Raw genomic sequence first — 18391 nt, 5'->3', positions numbered from 1 at the left:
ATGTAATTATATACAGGTGCTCGTTGGACCAATGGTATGGGATAGTTTATTAAATTTTTTGCACAATGATTTACATTGAATTCAATACCTTTATTAATATTACTCATAATAATTTAAGGTCTTATAATTTCCTTCACGTAAATATTGTTCTTTTTTCATGAGTTGTAAATCACTCTGCATCATATCTTGTACCAAATCCGATAATTCATATTGACATTTCCATCCTAATTTTTTGTTAGCTTTGGTTGCGTCTCCAATTAACAGATCAACCTCAGTTGGTCTAAAGTATCTAGGATCTACAGATAGTACTTCTTTACCAATTTCTAATTGATAGTTTTGGTTTTTACAAGCTTTTACAAAGGCTTTTTCATTAACACCTTCCCCCTTGAACTCTAAGGTTATACCTACTTCAGCAAAACTTAAACGAACAAATTCTCTAACTGTGGTAGTTTTTCCTGTGGCAATTACCCAATCTTCAGCTTCATCTGCTTGAAGAATCATCCACATCATTCGCACATAATCTTTAGCATGGCCCCAATCACGTTGGGCATTTAAATTGCCCAAATAGAACTTGTCTTGCATACCCAAGGCAATTCGGGATGTAGCTCTAGTAATTTTTCTGGTAACAAAAGTTTCTCCTCTTATAGGTGATTCATGGTTAAATAGTATGCCATTACAAGCATATATATTATAAGCTTCACGATAATTTACGGTAATCCAATATGCATACATTTTGGCAACAGCATAAGGTGACCGTGGATAAAAAGGGGTAGTTTCAGATTGCGGTACCTCTTGAACCTTACCATACAATTCTGAAGTAGACGCTTGATAAATTCTAGTTTTTTTCTCTAAACCTAAAAAGCGTACTGCCTCTAATAGCCTCAAGGTCCCTATGCCATCAGCATTGGCTGTATACTCTGGCATTTCAAATGAGACATGTACATGGCTCATTGCTGCTAGATTGTAAATTTCATCTGGCTGTATTTCTTGGATAAGCCTAGTTAAATTTGAACTATCGGTCATATCTCCGTAATGTAAAATAAAATCTCGATGCTCAACATGTGGGTCTTGATACAAATGATCAACCCTATCTGTGTTAAATAAGGATGAGCGACGTTTTAGTCCATGAACAATATAGCCTTTCTTCAATAAAAACTCACTTAAATACGCCCCATCTTGCCCCGTTACTCCAGTAATAAAAGCTACTTTTTTATCCATTATTTTGAATTATTTTGTCAAGTAAACAATGCCTAAACCAAATTGAGATAAATTTGTGTCATTTGTAAGGGATATTTTTGCTGTGCCATTAAGGTTTATTCCCCAGTATTTAGAAAGCCAAAAATATACACCTAAAGTAGTATTAGCAGTTAACCTTCCATCAGGGTTAATTTCGGTTCCGAAATTATTTGTGAATCGCCCAATTGTACTATAACCAAAACCCTGTGCAATATAAGGGTCAAAAATTTTTATATTAAGTAGTTTTCTAAAAGAATACTTAACTCCTAGATCTACCCCGAAAAAAGTAGGTGTAGAGTTAGAGACTCTACTGCCATCAATCAATTCCCCTTCTGCCCATTGGTTGATTGAGATTACTCCGAAATAACTAAATTGTTGGTTTTGGTGATATTCAGCACTGACCATAATTGGTATTCTATGAGCCAAATTCTTATTTTTATTGAAAGGATCAAAACGACGTCCTGAATCATCAACAGTATTAATGCCAAGACCAAAACTCCAATTTCTATCAAAATGATCGAAATCTTGAAATATTTTTTGTGCATCTACAAAATAAAATGATAATAGTGTAAAAATTAATAAAGGTAGTTTAATGGGGTTCATAAGTTTTGTAATTTAAAAAATTAGGTATTAAGTTTTTGTGTTTCTAAAAGCCACAAATATAGGATATTTTTTACCGTAAATTAAATGGTTAAACAATAAATTCATTTGGTTTATAGGTAAAAAATATAATAATTTAGATTAATCTTTTTTATAATTTCCTTTGATTAATTCCTCATATTCTTGGCTATGATTGGTAGCTGGTTTTTGTTTGTCTTTTTGGGAGAATAAATACGTAAACCCTATATTGTATTGTTGGTGGTTAGTAGTTGTTTTGGAAGTTCCAAATTTGGCAATGGCATTAGTATGAACCCCCCAATGATTTGAAAACCAAAAACGTAATCCAAAACCAAGATTTCCAGTAATTCTTCCGTTATTAGATATGTTGGTGCCGTGTAATTGGGTTTGGTAATCTCCAATATGTGTATAGCCAAGACCTGCAGATAGGAATGGGTCAATACGGCTACTGTTTATTATAGAACGAAAAGAATATTTTGTTAAAAGGTCAAAACTGATGTAATTAGCTTCATGACCTTGGCTAACACTACTGCCGTCAATAATTTTATGTGCTTTATACGCATTTAAGGATATTACAGATTCAAAACTAAATTTATTGTTTAAATAATATTCTGCATTGATTACAAGGGGGTTACTGTAATTCCAATACGCTTTTCCATTTAACTCAGAATTAAAAATGTTTTTAAATCCGTCACCAGCATCACCTACTACATTTATACCAACACCAATGCTCCAATTATTGTTGAAATAATCAAATGAGTTTTTGGTGCTCGATTGTGATTGAGCTATTAAGCTACAAAAGAAAAAAAATGAAATTAAATAAGAAAATTGAACAGATTTCATAATTAATTAATTCATGAAAAATAAAATTAGAGATATAAAACTAACTTCTTTTTCTAGATCTCCACACATCAGTTTTACTAAGTATTTTGTTACGAAATACTAATCTTTATTTTAAATAAACCAGTGCATGACTATTTTTATTTTTGTTCTATGGTATATTTATCAATTGATATTGGTGGTTATCTGGTTGAATACTTAGGTATTTAACATTAATAATAAATTCTAATATCAAAACTTAAATAGTATACCTCTTTTCTTTTCGATTTTGACTTGTAAACTATAGAGGTAGTTCCTATTAAGAGTCTATTAATAAAACATAATATTATTTAACGCCAATAATACCAACAACATGGTTAACATTGCAAATGATATTAGGTAAAAAATTTTAGCTTTTTTCATGTCAAAGATTTGGTTAGAGGATTCAGTTTATTATACTCGAAATTAATTACGATTTAACAATTCAAATTTAGGGGAAAAATGATGTTTTCTTACATTATGGGAAATTTATTATTAACATTTTATTAAGACCTTAACTTGCCATAATTTGGATTCTTAGTTTCATTCTTACGTTTTTTTTTTTTTTGAATATTCCATGAAGCAAAATAGAAAAGACCATTAGGTCTATAAAGTTGATTCAGAGGTTGGTTAATTTGTTTTTTTAAGCTTTAAACTGGAGGTTTAAAAGAATTCAAATTATGGCAAGTTAATGTTTAAAACTCTCATTGACCTTCGTTTATTTCCATTAGAAAATAGAGGTAATTGTATTTGGAATAAAGCAAAATTAGGTTTATAAAAATACACTTAATCTCTAACCTTCTTCTTTCTAAGTTCAAAATTTTGACCTAGATAAACTTTACGTACCATTTGATCGTTAGCAAGATCTTCTGGGATACCATGTTTCAATATACCTCCTTCAAACATTAGGTATGTTCTATCTGTAATTGCTAAGGTTTCTTGCACGTTATGGTCAGTAATAAGAATACCAATGTTCTTTTTGGTAAGTTGTGCCACAATACGTTGAATATCTTCAACAGCCACAGGGTCAACCCCTGCAAAAGGCTCATCTAAAAGAATAAAATTTGGATCTGTGGCAAGTGCACGGGCAATTTCAGTTCTACGTCTTTCACCACCCGATAAAAGGTCACCTCTATTTTTTCTTATATGCCCCAAACTAAATTCTTCAATTAAAGATTCCATTTTATGATGCTGCTCTTTCTTACTTAGTTTGGTTAATTGCAATACACTTAAAATATTATCTTCAATACTTAATTTTCTAAAAACTGAAGCTTCTTGAGCCAAATAACCAATCCCATTTTGTGCTCTTTTGTACATAGGGTATTTAGTTATTTCAGTATTGTCAAGAAAAATTTGTCCTCCATTGGGTTTAATTAACCCTACAATCATATAGAAAGAAGTGGTCTTACCTGCTCCATTAGGACCTAATAATCCAACAATTTCCCCTTGATTAACTTCTAAGGAAACATCTTTCACAACTTTACGTCCGCTATAGGACTTCATTAAATTTTCAGCTCTTAAAATCATATTTGCAATAACGCTAAATTTAATTAATTATTGGCTTCTTTTCGCTTTTGATTTCTAACAACCATTTTAGAAATGAAAATACTTACTTGATATAATATTATAATTGGAATGGCAACAATAACTTGACTAGCTATATCTGGTGGCGTAATAATTGCCGATAGAATTAAAACAATAACCAAGGCGTATTTTCTATATTTTTTGAGAACTTCTGGAGTTACCAAGCCAATTTTGGTAAAGAAATAAATGATGATTGGAAGCTCAAAAATAAGACCTGAGGCCAAGGCAGATGAACGCACTAACGCTATATATGAACTAATGTCTATTTGATTATCTACTGTTTCAGAAACACTATAGTTTGCTAAAAAATTTATAGATAGTGGTGTTACAATATAGTAACCAAATAAAACACCCATAAAAAACAATAAAGAAGAAATAACTATAAACCCTCTAGAATGCTTTCTTTCATTTTGATGCAAACCAGGGCTTACAAATTTCCATAATTGATAGATAACGTAGGGAAATGAAATTACAAATCCAGCCAAAATAGCAGTCCAAATATCGGCAGAAAATTGTCCTGCCATAGTACGGTTTTGTATTATCATTGGTACTTCTTCATTGCAGAAGGTAGTGTCTACCCCAATGAAAGTGGCAGTTCTGCATAAAAGGTCATAAGTTGGAAAACTCATTTTTAGAGGAGCAAAAATAATTTCATCAAAAATAAATCTGCTAAAAATAAAAGCCAATGTAGCTACTATAACAACAGCTAAACAAATTCTAATTAAATGCCATCTTAAATCTTCAAGGTGATCTAGAAAAGACATTTCGTTTATGTTCTTTTTTGCCATTTATATAATGCCTTCTTTAATTAAATCATGTAAATGAACAATTCCTGCATATTTCCCTTTTTCCTCCACAAGCAACTGTGTAATTTCATTTTCTTCCATCAGTTCTAAAGCATCAACAGCCATAGTTTCAGCCTTAATACGTTTTGGGGTAGCACTCATAATATCCGAAGCAGTTAATGATGTAAAATCATCAACATTACTTAGCATTCTTCTTAAATCACCATCGGTAACAATACCAATAATTTCATCATTTTCAACTACTGCTGTTACGCCTAATCTTTTCTCCGTAATTTCAACAATAACCTCTTTTATGCTTGCGGTAGGTAGTACTTTAGGTTTTTCATTTACGGATGAGATATCATGAACCCTTAAATATAGTTTTTTTCCTAAAGAGCCTCCAGGATGATATTTGGCAAAGTCTTTACTAGAAAACCCTCTCATTTTTAAAAGGCAAATGGCTAAAGCATCTCCCATTACTAACTGAGCTGTTGTACTAGTTGTTGGTGCCAAATTATTTGGACAAGCTTCCTTGTCAACATAAGTGTTTAAAACGTAATCAACTTGTTGCCCCAAAAAGGAATCTTTATTACCCGTTATAGCAATCATTTTATTTTTGGCACTCTTAATTAATGGTACTAATACTTTAATTTCTGGAGTATTACCACTCTTAGATATACAGATAACTACATCTTCCTTTAAAATAAGCCCTAAATCGCCATGAATAGCATCACCAGCATGCATAAATATGGCAGGAGTACCAGTAGAGTTTAATGTTGCTACTATTTTGTTGGCTATAATAGCACTTTTACCAATACCTGTAATAATTACCCTTCCTTTAGAATTATAAATCAATTCAACAGCACTAGCAAAATCGTTTGTTATTAAATGAGATAGATTAAAAATGGCTTTACTTTCTGCTTCTATGGTTTGTTTAGCAATTTGTAAAATAGTATTCTCGCTATTCAAAATTTGTATCTTTTTAGTTGATGCTTTTAAAGATTTTATTATCTTTAATCTTGTCCAAATTAATATTTTAATGAAATTTGGAAATTCGTTACAAAACTAACGAAAAAAATATGAGGGTTCTCTAAAACATTCTAATATTAATATTCAATGAAATTTTGAATAATTAGAGGTTTTAAATAAGTTAATTTATATTTATTCAATTCATGTTAATAGCAAAAGATGACTTGCATTCAGCTCTTAAAAAGTATTTTGGATTTAATAAGTTCAAAGGTTTGCAAGAAGATGTTGTTGAGAGTATTTTATCAGGAAAGCATACATTCGTAATTATGCCAACTGGCGGTGGTAAATCGCTATGTTATCAATTACCGGCTTTAATGCAAGAAGGTACTGCAATTGTTGTTTCACCATTAATAGCCTTAATGAAAAATCAGGTAGATGCTATTAGAGGTGTTTCGAACGAAGAAGGTATTGCACATGTGTTAAATTCCTCGTTAAATAAAACCGAAGTTAAACGTGTAAAAGAAGACATTGTAAACGGTATTACGAAATTATTATATGTTGCTCCTGAATCTTTAACAAAAGATGAAAATGTTGATTTTTTAAGAACTGTTAAGGTGTCTTTTATGGCTATTGATGAGGCCCATTGCATTAGTGAATGGGGGCATGATTTTAGACCAGAATACAGGAATTTAAGACATATTATAGGTAGGATTGGTGAAAATATACCAATAATAGGCTTAACTGCTACAGCAACTCCTAAAGTTCAAGAAGATATTATTAAAAATCTAGGTATATCGGGAGCTAAAACCTTCAAGGCTTCATTTAACAGGCCTAATTTGTATTACGAAGTAAGACCGAAAACAAAAGATGTTGATGCCGATATTATAAGGTTTGTTAAGCAAAACGAAGGAAAATCAGGTATTGTTTATTGTTTAAGTAGGAAGCGTGTTGAAGAGTTAGCGCAGGTTTTACAGGTTAACGGAATAAAGGCAGTACCGTATCATGCAGGTTTAGACGCTAAAACTAGATCAAGTCACCAAGATATGTTTTTAATGGAAGACATTGATGTGGTTGTGGCTACTATAGCATTTGGAATGGGAATAGATAAACCAGATGTACGTTTTGTAATTCATCATGATATTCCTAAAAGTATAGAAAGTTATTATCAGGAAACAGGAAGAGCAGGACGTGACGGAGGAGAGGGTCATTGTTTAGCTTATTATGCATACAAAGACATAGAGAAACTTGAAAAATTCATGTCTGGTAAACCTGTTGCAGAACAAGAAATAGGGCATGCTTTATTGCAAGAGGTTGTGGCGTTTGCCGAAACCTCTATTTCTAGAAGAAAATTCATATTACATTATTTTGGTGAAGAATTTGATAACGAAGCAGGTGAAGGTGGTGATATGGATGATAATGTTAGGCATCCTAAAAAACAACACGAAGCTAAAGAAGATGTGGTAGTTCTGTTAGAAACTATTCAAAATACCAATGAAAAATACAAATCTAAAGATTTGGTTAATGTTATAGTTGGAAATGAAAATGCACTTATTAACTCTCATAAAACAAATGAGCAGCCTTTCTTTGGGCAAGGTAAGGGTAAGGATAAAAAAATGTGGATGGCCCTTTTAAGACAAGTTCTTGTAGCGGGCTACCTCAAAAAAGATATTGAAACCTATGGGGTTATAAAATTAAATGATGCTGGAAGAGCTTATATTAAGAGTCCAAATTCATTTATGATGACTGAAGATCATATATTTGAAGGAGAACAAGAAGATGGCACAATTATAACTGCCGCAAAAGGAGGAGGAGCCACTGCTGATGAGACTCTAATGAATATGTTAAAAGATCTTCGTAAGAAGAATGCTAAGAAACTAGGCGTACCTCCATTCGTAATTTTTCAAGACCCATCACTTGAGGATATGGCACTTAAATACCCTGTAAATTTATCAGAGTTGGGTAATGTTCATGGAGTAGGTGAGGGTAAGGCTAGAAAGTACGGTAAAGATTTTGTTAGTTTAATAGCAAAATATGTTGAAGAAAATGATATTATCCGTCCAGACGACCTTGTTGTGAAATCAACAGGTAGTAATTCTACGTTAAAGTTATACATAATCCAGAATATTGATAGAAAGTTACCATTAGATGACATAGCATCATCAAAAGGTATGGAAATGCCGGAGTTTATTAAAGCTATGGAAGCCATAGTTTATTCGGGAACCAAACTAAACATAAGCTACTGGATTGACGAAATTCTAGATGAAGATCAGCAAGAAGAAATTCATGAATATTTTATGGAATCAGAATCAGATGCCATAGACGAAGCTATAGATGAATTTGATGGCGATTATGATGATGAAGAATTGCGTCTGTACCGTATTAAGTTTATTAGTGAAGTAGCTAACTAGTTAATGTTTATTTTGGCGTTACCTTCATTCTGAACTTGGTTCAGGACCTCAGGTCGGGCTTTCGGCTGTCGCTACCTCCTTCGTCAGTGAGCTTCAACAAATGCCTCAATCCCTAACGCACCTATCTGCTATCTTATTTTTAAAACCTAATATTGTTTAATTTTTGGTGGATTCGTTTAACGATTGAGCTATGATTTTGGCGTGGATAAATCCGCAGGATTTGTCCACAGATGAAATCATGATTAAAAGTAAGAAAAGTTCTTTTGTTTAGCCAAAAAATAACGCTGAATTATAGCCGTTGTTAGGCAAAGCTTTTTTTTAATTTATCATATTAATAGGCTCAGTTTTCTTTTGCTGATTTATAATATCTTTTCTTATACTTTCTATTTGATTGTCTATATCAATAAACTTAGATTTTAGCATTTCATCCATTTCTCCTGATGTTATAAATTTTTTAAATGCCTCAGTTTGCAAGAAAGAGTATAAATCATTTATGTCTTTATCACTATATAATTGGTTAAATGCAGCAGATATCCTTATGTGTATTTCTTCATCTGTTAATAAACTGCCTAGTTTAAACAACTTGATACTGTCTTTTTCACTAGCTTCAGATTTTAAACCTTCTATTTGATAATTATAATTCATTTTTTGGATTTTTTTTAATCCAAATTCATCAATAATAATTTTTGTCTTTGCTTCTCTTGATAGACTACAGCTTGAGAGTGAAATTAAAATTAGTCCAATTAAGAGTATTAGATTCTTCATTTGAGTATTATGTCTTTGTTCTTAAATTTTGCCTAATAGTATTATGGATATAAATTCTATTGCATATTGTTTATATCCAACGTTAAACGAAGTTAGCGAATTTTTCTCACAAAGTCAATGAGTTAGCTAAGGTTCAGATACTTGCTAAAATCTATGTAATCAAGATGTAAAAATTATCATGCTTTCGCTATATTTGCACTTTCTTAAAAATTAGAACAATGCAAGACGGATTATACGCAAAATTCAATACTACAAAAGGTGAAATATTAGTAGCTTTAGAATACAAAAAAACTCCTGGTACCGTAGGAAACTTTGTTGCTTTAGCTGAGGGTAATTTAGAAAACTCAGTGAAGCCTCAAGGTACACCTTATTATGATGGATTAAAATTCCACAGGGTAATTCCAGATTTTATGATTCAAGGCGGGTGCCCACAAGGTAGTGGTTCAGGAAACCCTGGTTACCAGTTTGATGATGAGTTTCATCCAGATTTAAAGCATGATGGTCCTGGTGTGTTATCTATGGCTAATGCTGGTCCTGGTACTAACGGAAGTCAATTTTTTATTACTCATGTTGAAACACCTTGGTTAGATAATAATCATACTGTTTTTGGTAAAGTAGAAAACGGACAAGATGTTGTTGATGCCATTGCTCAAGGCGATGAAATTGAAACTTTAGAGATTGTAAGAGTAGGGGCAGAAGCAGAAGCTTATAATGCTATTGAAGCGTTTAGAACCTTTGAAGGAGCTAGAGCAAAAAGAGAAGAAGAAGAAAAAGCGAAGGCTGAAGGAGAATTAGAAAAATTAGCTTCAGGTTTTGAAAAGACAGATAGTGGTTTAAGATATCAAATCATTCAAAAAGGTGATGGAGCTAAAGCAGAAAAAGGTAAAACGGTATCTGTACATTATAAAGGTCAGTTAGCTGACGGAACTGTTTTTGATTCTTCATATAAAAGAAACCAACCAATTGATTTTCCATTGGGTGTAGGTCAAGTTATTCCTGGTTGGGATGAGGGTGTTCAACTATTAAGTGTGGGTGATAAAGCTCGATTCGTAATTCCAAGTAATTTGGGTTATGGTAGTAGAGGAGCTGGAGGCGTAATTCCTCCAAATGCCACATTAATTTTTGATGTTGAGTTGATGAACGTGAAATAGAATAATTATATAGAAAAAAAAGGCACTTCATTTGAAGTGCCTTTTTTTATTGAATTTGTTTGATGGTTTTTTTTACAATGTTTGTCGAATATTTTTTACCTTAATACTTAAGAATTTTATCTTTATAAGGATGGTTAGTGTAAAAAATTCAATTTTCTATAAAGATGTTTTAAAAGAGCTTAATTATGCCTTTGCCAATGTCTTTATATTTAAAGGTTTTTTTATTGTTGAAATTAATGAGGGTGTCAAATATACATGGGATAATCATGGAAGGCAAATGGCTGATGATTTAGCCTATTTTTTGGGTACCGATGGAGAAGATATAATTTATATATCAAATAGAATACATTCATATTCGGTAGTAGCCCAAGATTGGTTAAAATTCTATAGGTCCAGTTATAAGTTAAAAGAGTATTATGTAGTAAGCCCTAACCGAAAAGGAACATTTAATTTGTTATTTGAAGGTATGTTTTTTAAGAAAAAGATAAAAAATTTCACGTCTTTAGAAGAAGCGGTAAAATTGGCAAAAACAAATTCTTAAGAATAGAAATCAAGAATAAATATTCTTATTTTAGAGGATATTTAAATTTAGTTTTATGAACGACACTGCTTTAGAACAATTAAAATATCCTATCGGACCATTTGAATGTCCCTCTCCAATAACTGAAAACCATATCAAAGAATGGATTTCGGTTTTAGAGAAATTCCCAATTCGTTTTGAAGTCTTGGTAAAATATTTAACAAAAGAACAGTTAGATACAAGGTATAGACCAGATGGTTGGACCATTAGGCAAGTGGTGCATCATGTTTCTGATAGTCATCATCATAGTTATACACGTTTTAAATGGGCGCTGACAGAAGATAAACCTGTTATTAAAGCTTATAACGAAGCAGATTGGGCAGAATTACATGATAGTAAAAATGACCCTATACAGATGTCTTTAGAGCATATAAAAGCGGTGCATTATAAATTGGTGAATTTATTAAAAGGGCTAACTGATGAAGATTTAAATAAGAGTTTTATTCATCCAGAAACAAATTCAGAGGTATTACTTTCTTATAATATTGGTAATTATGCATGGCATAGTAATCATCATTATGCACATATTGAAAACTTACTTAAACGTAAAGGCTGGATATAAATGATTCGTGAATTTCGGCAAGAAGATACTCAACAACTTTTAGATATTTATAATCACTACGTTCTTAATTCTACTGCAACGTTTGATGATGAAGTATTATCTTTTGAAGAATTTACCAAAAAAGTTAATAGAATAAATTCTGAATATCCATTTATAGTTTTTGAGGAAAACCATGAATTATTGGGTTATGCCTACGGAAGTAAATTTAGGCCTAAACCTGCTTATTCAAATACAGTAGAGTCCACTATTTACTTGAAGCATACAGCTCAAGGAAAACAAATAGGCACTAAATTGTATAGTTACTTAATAAAACTATTGAATGAACAAGGGTTTCATGTTGTTTTAGGTGTATTAACCCTTCCAAATGAAGCCAGTGTAAAACTTCATGAGAAATTGGGTTTTAAAAAGGTAGCGCATTTAAAAGAAGTTGGTTTAAAATTTGGTGACTGGCAAGATGTTGGGTTTTATCAACTAAAATTCGGTTAAAACTTCCATTTAATACTACACCCAATACTTGGTTTTTGCTCAGAAGTATTCTCTCTACCATTTGTTAAACAATCTAAAGCATGCCTAAAGTCACTGCCAGTTACAGGGTTATTGTTTCTAGGTCTTGAATCATCTAACTGGCCTCTATATACTAATTTTAAATTACTATCAAATAGATAAAAATCTGGTGTACAAGCAGCATCGTAAGCCTTGGCAATATTTTGAGATTCATCGTATAAATAAGGAAATGGGTAACCTACATTCTTAGCATGAATTTTCATTTTATCAGGACCATCCTGTGGGTAGTTTACAACATCATTACTTGAAATAGCTACAAAGCCAATTCCTTTTTTTAAATAGGAGTTAGCTATAGAAACAATTTCAGAATTAAGATGAATTACAAAAGGGCAGTGATTGCATATAAACATTATAACAGTACCTTTTTCACCCTTAATATCATTTAAGCTCAAGATGGAATCTGTGCTTGTATCTATAAGTGAGAAATCTGGTGCCTTTGTTCCTAACGGAATCATATTTGAAGGAGTATCTGCCATATATTATAACTTTATTCAAAGTTCGTGAATATTTGTATTTTTAAAAAATGAATGATAATATAACTTTTGAAGATTTTACTAAAGTAGACTTAAGAGTAGGAACTATTATTGAAGTAAATGACTTTCCAGATGCCAGAAACCCAGCTTATCAATTAACTATAGATTTTGGAGATTTAGGAATAAAGAAGTCTTCAGCACAAATTACAAGCTTATATAAAAAAGAAAATTTAGTGAATAGGCAAATAGTAGCTGTTTTAAATTTTCCAAAAAAACAAATTGCCAATTTTATGAGTGAATGTTTAGTTTTAGGAGCCGTAAATAGTAAAGATGTTATTCTTTTAAATCCTGAAAATATGGTGAAAAACGGAAGTGTAGTATCATAATTATGCAAGAACTAGATTCGGTTAAAATAAACTTTGATACTAATGGACTTTGGGTGCTTAGTATAGCTTTAGCCATAGTTATGTTTGGCGTTGCTTTGGGTATAACCATAAATGATTTCAAAAATTTGATAAAACAGCCAAAACTAGTTTTGGTAGGAGTTTTGTCTCAATTCATATTATTACCGTTTATTACTTTCTTAGTTGTATTACTTGTTAAACCACAACCAAGTATTGCTTTAGGAATGATGATGGTGGCAGCCTGCCCTGGAGGTAATATTTCTAACTTTATGACCCATTTGGCAAAAGGCAATACGGCTTTATCAATAAGTTTAACAGCTTTTGCTACCTTTTTTGCAATTTTCATGACCCCTTTTAACTTTCAATTTTATGGGAATTTGTACCAACCCACTGCTCAATTAATAAAAGAGGTTGAATTAAGTCCGTTTGAGTTAATTAAGTTGGTAACACTAATTCTAGGCATTCCGTTGTTATTAGGTATGTTGGTAAGGAATTATTTTGAAAAGCTAGCTTTGAAGCTTTCAAAAATTCTTAGACCATTATCCATCATAATATTTGCGGCAATTGTGGTTATTGCATTCTCAAATAATATTGACGTATTTAATATTTATATTCATCATGTATTATTACTGGGGATTTCACATAATATAGTAGCTATTACGTTGGGGTTTCTTGTGGCTACCTTATTCGGGTTATCTTTTGTGAATAAAAAAACAATTGCTATAGAAACGGGAATTCAAAATTCGGGATTGGGGTTATTACTCATTTTTACTTTTTTTAATGGTTTAGGAGGAATGGCAATTTTAGCTGCTTTTTGGGGGATTTGGCATATTGTTTCTGGTTTGCTTTTAGCTTTTTATTGGTCTAACAAAAACGGTAATTCCTAATATTTGAAAAAACTTTGGCTACATAGTGTACGGGCATATTTGAGATTAGGCATGTTCTTTTACTTTAAAAAAGTAGTGGTTTATAATATAGAAAACATTCCTAGAGACAAGCCTGTTCTATTATTAGGAAACCATCAAAATGCATTATTAGACCCCCTTTTAATTGCCACAAAAGGAAGTCGGTTTTCATTCTTTTTAACTAGAGCTGCAGTTTTTAAAAAAAAGTTTGTAAGCTATTTATTGGGTAGTTTACAGATGTTACCCGTATATAGAATTAGAGATGGATGGAATAATTTAACAAATAACAATGCCATTTTTGAAACCTGTTCTGAATTGTTGAAAGAAGGCGAAGCTATTGTAATTTTTCCTGAAGGGAGTCATAATTTGGCTAGATGCGTTAGACCACTTAGTAAGGGGTTTACACGTATTGTATTTGATACTCTAGAGAAATATCCAAATATTGATTTACAGTTGGTACCCGTTGGTTTAAACTATATACATGCTACACAGTTCTCTGATAGTGCAGCTATGTATTTTGGAAAAGCCGTTTCTGCAAAGGACTTTTTATGCGATAATAGAAATGAAGGCGTTGTTAACTTGAAATCAAAGATTTATACTGAGTTAATGAAACTGACAACTCATATTCCGCCAGAGAATTACGAAAGTGATTTACTTTTATTACAAAAATTGAATGTTGATTTTTTAAACCCTAAAGAGGTTAATACTTGTTTAGTAAATAATTTTAAAGACTGTAGGGTTAGGCCTAAAACTAAACTTGATTTTTTCAATAAAGTCTTCAAGTTTTTACTAATTATTAATTTGATTATGCCCTATGCCGTTTGGAAGTTGTTTGCTGAACCTAAGATTGTGGAATTAGAGTTTAAATCTACGTTTAGGTTTGCCATTGCGCTTACATTAGTGCCTTTTTGGCTTTTAGTTATAACCATGATCTTGGTAATTTATTTTGGTTGGGTTATTGCTTTAATGTATTTCTTTTTTAGTCTGGTCTTGGCTCTTTTGGCTATTAAATGGTAATAAAAAAACCGCTATACAATGGTATAGCGGTTTTCAATATATTTTAAGTTTTGATTATATATCGTCAAAATCAACATCAGTAAAACTTTCAGTTGCTTTTAAATTATCTTCAGTTTCAGAGGAATAATTATCATCATTGTATTCCTTTTTATAGTCTTTTTGATGACGCTCACTAATTACCTCATCTCCCTTTTGTTCTATAATAAAATCTGTCATTTCAGATAATATGCTTTTGAACTCAGAAAAGTCTTCTTTATAAATATAAATTTTATGTTTTTTATAATGGAATGAACCATCATCATTAGTGAATTTTTTACTTTCAGTTATTGTTAAGTAATAATCATCTGCTTTAGTAGCTCTTACATCAAAAAAGTATGTACGTCTTCCTGCTCTTAATACTTTAGAAAATATCTCTTCTCTCTCCATCATATCATTGTTATTCATTAGTTAAATAAAAATTATTTGAGTTGTCTTTTGTATATCAAAAATCTAAAAAAAACATAAACTAAACAACTATTAATGAAGTTTCTTTTTCAAATGTTCTTTTTTGTTGAATTTTGTTTAAAAAAAACATTTGTAATAAGTTGACAATAAATTCATTATTAATTGGTTTCGCTTATTTGTTTTAGATAAAGATGTTGGTAATAACCATCGGTGTTAATTAATGATTCATGAGTACCTTTCTGAACTATTTTCCCTTCATCCAAAACAATAATTTTATCTGCGTTTTTAGCAGAGGAAACTCTATGACTTACTATAATCATAGTTTTTCCTTTTGATATTTTATTAAGGTTTTTTAATATTTTTTCTTCAGTTTCAGTATCAACTGCAGATAGGCAATCATCAAACAATAAAATCTTGGGTAATTTTATAATGGCTCTGGCAATTGAAACTCTCTGTTTTTGACCACCAGAAAGCGTAATTCCTCTTTCTCCTAAAACGGTATCATAACCATTATTAAACTTTATGATGTTTTTATGTACTTGTGCATTTTTAGCAGCTCCTATAACTTCTTCATCAGTTGCATCTTCTTTACCAAATTTTATATTGTTTTTTATAGAATCAGAGAATAGAAAAGCATCTTGTGGAACATATCCAATACTTTCTCTTAAATTATATAAATTATGATTTTTTATATCTGAATCATTCACTAAAATGCTACCATTATCAATATCATACAGTCTACCTATTAAATCTAGAATTGTAGATTTTCCAGAACCAGTTTTGCCCAATATAGCTAACGTTTCCCCTTGCTTTATATTAAAACTTATTCCTTTTAAAGCTTCAATATTAGTGTCGTCATAAGTAAAATAAACATTCTTAAACTCAATATCGCCAGTGATCTCAGTTGAAGCTTCAATTATGTTTTTAATTTCAGGTTCAATTTTTAAAAATTCATTAATTCGTTTTTGAGAAGCCTCAGCTTGTTGAACAATAGAGGTGACCCAACCTACCGTAGCAACTGGCCATGTGAGCATATTTACATAAATAATAAATTCAGCAATGGTACCTAAACTTTCAATTTCTCCATTAATATATTGCATGCCTCCAATGTATATAACTAATAGATTACTTGTACCAATTAGTAAAATCATCATAGGAAAAAACCATGCTTGAACCTTGGCAAGGTTTATCTGTTTTTCTTTACTCTCGTTTGCTAAAGATGTGAAATTTGAAGCTGTTTGGGGTTCAATACCATAAGCTTTTATTACCGAAACTCCACTGAAAGATTCTTGGGTAAACGTTGAAAGTTTAGATAAATATTCTTGTACAACTGTACTGCGGTTATGAATTTCTCTACTTAATTTATATATAATTACAGAAAGTATGGGCAAGGGTAAAATGGTGTATAGTGTAAGTTTAGGAGCTTCATTAAACATATAAATAAGAGCTACTACAAACAAAGTAATGGTGTTAATACTATACATTATTGCAGGACCTGCATACATTCTCACTCTACTAACATCTTCCGTTATACGGTTCATTAAATCTCCTGTTCTGTTCTTTTTATAAAAGTTTAAAGATAGACGTTGGTATTGTTCGTAAATTTCATTTTTTAAATCGAATTCAATATATCTTGAAACGTTAATAATAGTTTGCCGCATAAAAAAAGTTAGTACACCTGCAATGATTGCTGCACCAATTATATAAAGAATATCTTCGGCTAGTTCTGATTTAAAAACGGACTTGGAAATGATACCATCTTGAAATTTTTCAATGGTTGCAAAAATTTCTTTTACATATCTAGGTGTATAAAGTAAAAATATTTTTGAAGCTATAGTTATTATACTTCCAAAAAATATATGCGTTTTGTATTTTAAAAAATACTTATTTAAATGTTGTAATTCTTTCATTTCTCATTTTCAGCACTTAAGCAAATATAGGGTATATAAATGTATAAATAACTTTATAATAGGTTTGGTGTTTGTTAAAAATACGCTAAAATATTAGTGTGATAATTAAAACTAAAAATGAAGTTTCTTTTTAAAATAATATTATTTTTGCATCAGAAAAAAAGCGGTAAATGTTTTACTCTATTTTAATTTAAGTTCTTTTTTTATTATGCTAAACAGGAGACATATTCGTGTAAAAGTAATGCAAACTCTATATGCTTTTAGGGGGTCTGAAAGTGATGATTTTTCTAAAGAGCAAAAGTTTTTAATGTTTAGTATAGATAATATGTACAATTTATACTTATTATTAATGTCTCTTCTTATTGAGGTTAAAAAAAGAGCTGAAATAGATCTTCAAAAAAAACAAAAAAAGCATCTTGCCACTGCTGAAGATAAAGATCCAAACAGGAAGTTTTTAAATAATCAAGTTCTTAAGGTTTTAAATGATGATTTAGAATTAAAAAAGCTGTTAGAAAAGCATAAAATCGATAATTGGGAGCTAGATAATGAGTACGTTGATATAGTTTTTAAAGCTATTTTATCTAGTGATTTATATAAAGATTATATGCAAACTAGGGTGTCTGATTTTAAAGAGGATAAAGAGTTTATAATAGATGTTTTTAAAGAAATTATTGCACCTAATGATAAGCTATATGAATATATTGAAGATAAGAATTTAACTTGGTTAGATGATTTACCAGTTATAAATACAATTATTTTAAAGTTATTAAGAAAAACTAAGATTGAAAATAACAACGATTTTCATTTTATACCAAAACTTTATAAGGAGGAAGAGGATAAACAATTTGCCATTGATTTATTTAAAAAGACATTGCTGAATAAAACAGCTATCAATGGCGAAATAGAGAAGAAGACTAAAAACTGGGATGCTGACAGAATAGCTGATATAGATTATACTCTGTTGCAAATGGCTATTAGTGAATTGAAGAATTTTTCATCTATACCTGTAAAAGTTACTATTAACGAATATTTAGAGATATCTAAGGAGTATTCAACACCAAAGAGCAGCATTTTTATTAATGGTATTTTAGATAAGTTAGTGAAGGAATATCAAGAAACAGGAACGTTAAATAAAATGGGACGTGGTTTGTTATAAAT

Annotated in this window: 19 protein-coding genes; 9 read left to right on the top strand and 10 right to left on the bottom strand. The window is 30.9% G+C overall.

Features of this window, described 5'->3' with window-relative positions:
* Positions 1-99: 99 nt before the first annotated feature.
* The 6 genes from gmd to N1F78_RS00185 all read right to left on the bottom strand — a co-directional run bounded on the left by gmd (position 100) and on the right by N1F78_RS00185 (position 6050).
* Positions 100-1218 (bottom strand): GDP-mannose 4,6-dehydratase, encoded by a 1119-nt coding sequence (gene gmd / locus N1F78_RS00210; protein ID WP_406684186.1) that lies wholly within the window; start codon positions 1216-1218, stop codon positions 100-102.
* Between the two features lie 9 nt (positions 1219-1227).
* Positions 1228-1839: a hypothetical protein gene (locus N1F78_RS00205; protein WP_406684185.1), complete on the bottom strand. Its 612-nt coding sequence runs from the start codon at positions 1837-1839 to the stop codon at positions 1228-1230.
* 138 nt (positions 1840-1977) lie between these two features.
* Positions 1978-2697 carry a hypothetical protein gene (locus N1F78_RS00200; protein ID WP_406684184.1) on the bottom strand — a complete coding sequence of 240 codons (720 nt, stop codon included), beginning with the start codon at positions 2695-2697 and terminating at the stop codon, positions 1978-1980.
* Positions 2698-3498: 801 nt separating this feature from the next.
* On the bottom strand, positions 3499-4239 hold the full coding sequence (lptB, locus tag N1F78_RS00195) for an LPS export ABC transporter ATP-binding protein (RefSeq protein ID WP_406684183.1): 741 nt from the start codon (positions 4237-4239) through the stop codon (positions 3499-3501).
* Positions 4240-4262: 23 nt separating this feature from the next.
* Positions 4263-5084 (bottom strand): twin-arginine translocase subunit TatC, encoded by an 822-nt coding sequence (gene tatC / locus N1F78_RS00190; RefSeq protein WP_406684182.1) that lies wholly within the window; start codon positions 5082-5084, stop codon positions 4263-4265.
* Positions 5085-6050 (bottom strand): SIS domain-containing protein, encoded by a 966-nt coding sequence (locus N1F78_RS00185; RefSeq protein ID WP_406684181.1) that lies wholly within the window; start codon positions 6048-6050, stop codon positions 5085-5087.
* A gap of 203 nt (positions 6051-6253) precedes the next feature.
* Between N1F78_RS00185 and N1F78_RS00180 the strand changes: the two genes are divergently transcribed.
* Positions 6254-8458 carry a RecQ family ATP-dependent DNA helicase gene (locus tag N1F78_RS00180; RefSeq protein WP_406684180.1) on the top strand — a complete coding sequence of 735 codons (2205 nt, stop codon included), beginning with the start codon at positions 6254-6256 and terminating at the stop codon, positions 8456-8458.
* A 318-nt stretch (positions 8459-8776) separates the two neighbouring features.
* On the opposite strand, the gene N1F78_RS00175 is transcribed toward N1F78_RS00180, so the two are convergent.
* The gene (locus tag N1F78_RS00175) at positions 8777-9103 is read right to left on the bottom strand and encodes a hypothetical protein (protein WP_406684179.1); all 327 of its coding nucleotides are present in this window, start codon (positions 9101-9103) and stop codon (positions 8777-8779) included.
* Positions 9104-9441: 338 nt separating this feature from the next.
* On the opposite strand from N1F78_RS00175, the gene N1F78_RS00170 reads away from it, so the two are divergent.
* From N1F78_RS00170 to N1F78_RS00155, 4 genes are all read left to right on the top strand, one after another.
* Positions 9442-10374, top strand: a complete 933-nt coding sequence (locus tag N1F78_RS00170) for a peptidylprolyl isomerase (protein WP_406684178.1) — start codon at positions 9442-9444, stop codon at positions 10372-10374.
* Positions 10375-10504: 130 nt separating this feature from the next.
* Complete coding sequence (locus N1F78_RS00165; RefSeq protein ID WP_406684177.1) at positions 10505-10915, top strand: hypothetical protein; 411 nt, start codon at positions 10505-10507, stop codon at positions 10913-10915.
* Between the two features lie 55 nt (positions 10916-10970).
* Positions 10971-11516: a YfiT family bacillithiol transferase gene (locus tag N1F78_RS00160; protein ID WP_406684176.1), complete on the top strand. Its 546-nt coding sequence runs from the start codon at positions 10971-10973 to the stop codon at positions 11514-11516.
* Positions 11517-12002 (top strand): N-acetyltransferase family protein, encoded by a 486-nt coding sequence (locus N1F78_RS00155; protein ID WP_406684175.1) that lies wholly within the window; start codon positions 11517-11519, stop codon positions 12000-12002.
* Here the strand turns inward: N1F78_RS00155 and N1F78_RS00150 are convergent.
* Entirely contained in the window at positions 11999-12556 is a 558-nt protein-coding gene (locus tag N1F78_RS00150) for a thioredoxin family protein (RefSeq protein WP_406684174.1), read from the bottom strand. The two genes, N1F78_RS00155 and N1F78_RS00150, sit on opposite strands and share 4 nt — an antisense overlap.
* Positions 12557-12603: 47 nt before the next feature.
* Here N1F78_RS00150 and N1F78_RS00145 point away from each other — a divergent pair, with 47 nt between their 5' ends.
* From N1F78_RS00145 to N1F78_RS00135, 3 genes are read left to right on the top strand one after another with little or no spacing between them, the layout of a single operon-like run.
* A complete protein-coding gene (locus N1F78_RS00145; protein WP_406684173.1) occupies positions 12604-12939 on the top strand; it encodes a tRNA-binding protein in 336 nt (111 codons plus the stop codon).
* A gap of 2 nt (positions 12940-12941) precedes the next feature.
* On the top strand, positions 12942-13844 hold the full coding sequence (locus N1F78_RS00140; RefSeq protein ID WP_406684172.1) for a bile acid:sodium symporter family protein: 903 nt from the start codon (positions 12942-12944) through the stop codon (positions 13842-13844).
* Between the two features lie 3 nt (positions 13845-13847).
* Positions 13848-14879 (top strand): lysophospholipid acyltransferase family protein, encoded by a 1032-nt coding sequence (locus N1F78_RS00135; protein WP_406684171.1) that lies wholly within the window; start codon positions 13848-13850, stop codon positions 14877-14879.
* A gap of 54 nt (positions 14880-14933) precedes the next feature.
* Here N1F78_RS00135 and N1F78_RS00130 read toward each other — a convergent pair whose 3' ends face one another.
* On the bottom strand, positions 14934-15323 hold the full coding sequence (locus N1F78_RS00130; protein WP_406684170.1) for a PUR family DNA/RNA-binding protein: 390 nt from the start codon (positions 15321-15323) through the stop codon (positions 14934-14936).
* 158 nt (positions 15324-15481) lie between these two features.
* Positions 15482-17233: an ABC transporter ATP-binding protein gene (locus N1F78_RS00125; protein ID WP_406684169.1), complete on the bottom strand. Its 1752-nt coding sequence runs from the start codon at positions 17231-17233 to the stop codon at positions 15482-15484.
* 208 nt (positions 17234-17441) lie between these two features.
* Between N1F78_RS00125 and nusB the strand changes: the two genes are divergently transcribed.
* Positions 17442-18389 (top strand): transcription antitermination factor NusB, encoded by a 948-nt coding sequence (nusB, locus tag N1F78_RS00120; RefSeq protein WP_406684168.1) that lies wholly within the window; start codon positions 17442-17444, stop codon positions 18387-18389.
* The last annotated feature ends 2 nt before the right edge of the window (positions 18390-18391 follow it).

The sequence above is a fragment of the Seonamhaeicola sp. MEBiC01930 genome, from assembly GCF_045277075.1.
Lineage (GTDB): Bacteria > Bacteroidota > Bacteroidia > Flavobacteriales > Flavobacteriaceae > Seonamhaeicola.
Note: the sequence above shows the minus strand (reverse complement) of the source record. Positions and strands in the feature narration are given on the sequence as shown.